Annotated in this window: 3 protein-coding genes; all 3 read right to left on the bottom strand. The window is 68.3% G+C overall.

Features of this window, described 5'->3' with window-relative positions:
* On the bottom strand, nucleotides 1–573 hold a 573-nt coding region (gene xdhC, locus KH616_RS22660), incomplete at its 3' end, for a xanthine dehydrogenase accessory protein XdhC (protein ID WP_292252143.1).
* A gap of 1 nt (nucleotide 574) precedes the next feature.
* Entirely contained in the window at nucleotides 575–2,929 is a 2,355-nt protein-coding gene (gene xdhB / locus KH616_RS22655; RefSeq protein ID WP_292252142.1) for a xanthine dehydrogenase molybdopterin binding subunit, read from the bottom strand.
* An 18-nt stretch (nucleotides 2,930–2,947) separates the two neighbouring features.
* Nucleotides 2,948–3,943 (bottom strand): FAD binding domain-containing protein (locus KH616_RS22650; RefSeq protein WP_292252141.1); only part of this gene is annotated, 996 nt, incomplete at its 5' end.

Below are 3,943 nucleotides of genomic sequence, written 5' to 3'. Positions count from 1 at the left end.
GATGCCGGATGCGATGTCGTCCACGTCCGCCGGCACCGCTGCGTTCGCGTCGACGGCCGGCAGGCCCGAGCGCGCCTGCAACAGTTCCGCGCAGACGGCCACCGCGATGGATCGCGGCGCCTTGTCGGCGATCCCGGCAACGCCGATCGGGCACACCATGTCACGCATGCGCGCCGGATCGACGCCGCGCGCGATCAGCCGCCGCTCGAACTTCGCGCGTTTCGTGCGCGAACCGATCATCCCGAAGTAGGCGAAATCGCGCCGCCGCATGATCCGCTCCGCCAGCGCCAGATCGAGTGCGTGGTGATGCGTCATCACGAGGAAGTACGTGCCGGGCGGCGCATGATCGACCAGCGCCTCCGGCGTGTCGGTCGCCTCCGGCTGGACGTTCGGCGGACATTCGTCCGGGAACAGTTCGTCGCGTGTATCGACCCACTGGACGATGCACGGCAACCGGCCGAGCAGTGTCACGAGCGCATGGCCGACGTGGCCCGCGCCGAACAGCACGATGTGCATCGGTACGGACGTGCCCGTCGCGCGATTGCGCCGGCCGGTTCCTTGGATGATCGTCATGTCAGCCCGCCCGCGCTGCGCGCACGGCCTGCACCGCACGCAGGATCGCCTCGCCGGTCGCCGGCGCGTCGAGCGGCGGATTGACGCGATCGTCGCCGACTGCCGCGACCGCGTCGCGCACCGCGAAAAACACCGAGAACGGCAGCAGGAGCGGTGGTTCGCCGACCGCTTTCGAACGGTGGATGCTGTCCTCGACGTTGCGGTTGTCGAACAGCCGCACGTTGAATTCGGGCGGCGTGTCGTTGACGGTCGGGATCTTGTACGTGGACGGCGCATGCGTCATCAGTTCACCGCCCGCGTTCCAGCACAGCTCCTCGGTCGTCAGCCAGCCCATGCCCTGGATGAACGCGCCCTCGACCTGGCCGATGTCGAGCGCCGGGTTCAGCGACGCGCCGACATCATGCAGCGCATCGACGCGCAGCGTGCGCATCTCGCCCGTCAGTGTATCGATCACGACTTCGGACACGGCCGCACCATACGCGTAGTAGAAGAACGGCCGACCCTGCAGCGTCGCCTGATTCCAGTGCAGCTTCGGCGTCGCATAGAAGCCGTCCGACCACAGCTGCACGCGCGCGAGATACGCCTTCGCGACCACCTCGCCGAACGGCACGCCGGTCGAGCCGATCCACACGCGATCGTCGCCGAAACGCACCATCGAGGCATCGACCGCGCCGTCGCCGTACTGTTTCGCGGCGAATGCCGCGAGCCGCTCGCGCAGCTGCCGCGCCGCATCCTGCGCGGCCTTGCCGTTCAGGTCGGAGCCGGTCGACGCGGCTGTCGCCGACGTGTTCGCGACCTTGCTGGTATCGGTCGCGGTCGTGCGGATCCGCTCGAAGCGGATACCGAGTTCCTGCGCGACGACCTGCGCGACCTTCGTGTTGAGTCCCTGCCCCATCTCCGTGCCGCCGTGGTTCACCAGCACCGAGCCGTCGGTGTAGATGTGGACGAGCGCGCCGGCCTGGTTGAAGTGCGTGACGTTGAACGCGATGCCGAATTTCACCGGCGTCAGCGCAATGCCCTTCTTCAGCACGTCGTTGCGCGCGTTGAACTCGCGCACCTTCGCGCGCCGCACCCGGTAGCCGCTCGTCGCCTCGAGTTCGGCGAGCAGTTCGGGCAGCACGTTGTCCTCGACCGTCTGGCCGTACGGCGTCACGTTGCGCTCGGTCTTGCCGTACAGATTCGCGAGGCGAATGTCGAGCGGATCGCGGCCGAGCGAGCGTGCGATGTTGTCGATGATGTATTCGATCGCAAATGCGCCCTGCGGGCCGCCGAAGCCGCGGAACGCAGTGTTCGACTGCGTATGGGTCTTGCCGCAGTATCCGGCGATCGACACGTCGGGCAGCCAGTACGCATTGTCGAAATGGCACACCGCGCGCGTCATCACCGGGCCAGACAGGTCGGCCGAGAAACCGCAGCGCGACGTCATGTCGATCGACACGCCGTCGATGCGTCCGGCATCGTCATAGCCGACGTCGAAGCGGTAATGGAAGTCGTGCCGCTTGCCGGTGATCATCATGTCGTCGTCGCGGTCCGGGCGCAGCTTCACCGGGCACAGCAGCTTCCAGGCGGCGAGCGCCGCACAGCACGCGAACAGGCCCGACTGCGATTCCTTGCCGCCGAAGCCGCCGCCCATCCGGCGGCACTCGACGAGCACGTTGTGCGACGCGACGCCGAGCACGTGCGCGACCAGATGCTGCATTTCGCTCGGATGCTGCGTCGAACAGTAGACCTGCATGCCGTCGTCGTCCTTCGGCACCGCATAGGCGACCTGCCCTTCGAGATAGAACTGCTCCTGTCCGCCGACGTTCATCTCGCCCGTCTCGCGATGCAAGGCGGCGGACAGATGCGCGGCGGCATCGCCCCGCGCGAGCCTGAGCGGCGGAATCACGTACGACTCGGCGCGGCGCGCGTCCTGCGCGGTCAGGATCGCCGGCAATTCGTCGTACTCGACCTTCGCGCGGCGCGCGGCACGCCGCGCGATGTCGTGCGAGGTCGCGACGACGATGAACATCGGCTGGCCGACGAACTGCACGACACCGTCGGCGAGCACCGGATCGTCATGGACGATCGGGCCGCAATCGTTGACGCCGGGAATGTCGCCGGCCGTGAACACGGCGACGACGCCGGGCGTCGCGCGCACCGCGTCGAAGTCCATCGACACGATCTTCGCATGCGCCTTCGCCGACAGGCCGAGCGCCGCATGCAGCGTGCCGGCGACGATCGGCATGTCGTCGGTGTAGGTCGCGCGCCCGCTCACATGCAGATGCGCGGATTCGTGCGGACGGGACACGTGCACCTGCTTGCTGTCGGCTTGCGCGTCGAAGGCGCTCAGGAATGGTTCGGTTTGCTTGTTCATGATGTTCGGCCCCGATCGTCAGACGCCCGCCGTTTCCGCGGCGACCTCGCGCACGTTCAGCGCCTGCGGCGGCAGCGGATCGTGCGGACGCGTCTCGAGCCAGAAGCGATACAGCAGATTCTTCGCGGTCTCGAGACGATAGGCGCGCGTCGCGCGCATGTCGCTCAACGGCGCGTAGTCGCGCTCGAGCATGTGCATCGCCGCCAGCACGGTCGCCTCGTCGTGCCACGGCGCGCCGTCGAGCGCCTGCTCCGCGTGCGCCGCGCGCTTCGGCGTGGCCGCCATGCCGCCGAATGCGATGCGCGGCTCGCGGATCGCATCGCCGTCCGCGATGAACGCGAACGCCGCACACACGGCCGAGATGTCCGAATCGAAACGCTTCGACAGCTTATAGGTGCGGAATTGCAATTGCGCGCGCGCACCGTGCCGGGTCGGCACCTTCACGCCGACGACGAACTCGTGCGGCGCCATGTCCTTCTGCTGGTAACCGGTGTAGAGCGCCTCGAGCGGCAGCTCGCGAACGACGTCGCCGCCGCGCAGCACGACGCGCGCGCCGAGTGCGATCAGCCCCGGCATCGAATCGCCGATCGGCGAGCCGTTCGCCATGTTGCCGCCGAGCGTGCCCGCATTGCGGATCGGCAACGACGCGAAACGCTTCCACATCTCGGTCAGCTCCGGATAGACCCCGGCAAGCGCCGCATAGCCGTCCTCGACCGTGACGCCCGCGCCGATCGAGATCCAGTCGTCGCCGTGCACGATGCGCTGCAGTTCCTCGACCTGGCCGAGATAGATCATGTCGTCGAGCCGGCGCAGCTGCTTCGTCACCCACAGACCGACGTCGGTGCTGCCGGCGAGCAGGCGCGCATCGGGGCGCGCCGCCTTCAGCGCGGCGAGCGCGTCGAGCGTGCGCGGCGCGGCAAAGCGCGCGCCGCCGGCTTCGTAGTCGAACGTGCCGTCGCGCCTGAGCGACGCGAGCACGCGGGCGAGCGCCGCGGCATCGAACGGTTCGGCCGG

The organism is Burkholderia sp. (assembly GCF_018375725.1).
In the GTDB taxonomy this organism is placed as follows: Bacteria; Pseudomonadota; Gammaproteobacteria; order Burkholderiales; family Burkholderiaceae; genus Burkholderia.
The sequence above is the reverse complement of the archived record's forward strand: the minus strand, read 5'-3'. Positions and strand labels throughout refer to the sequence as shown.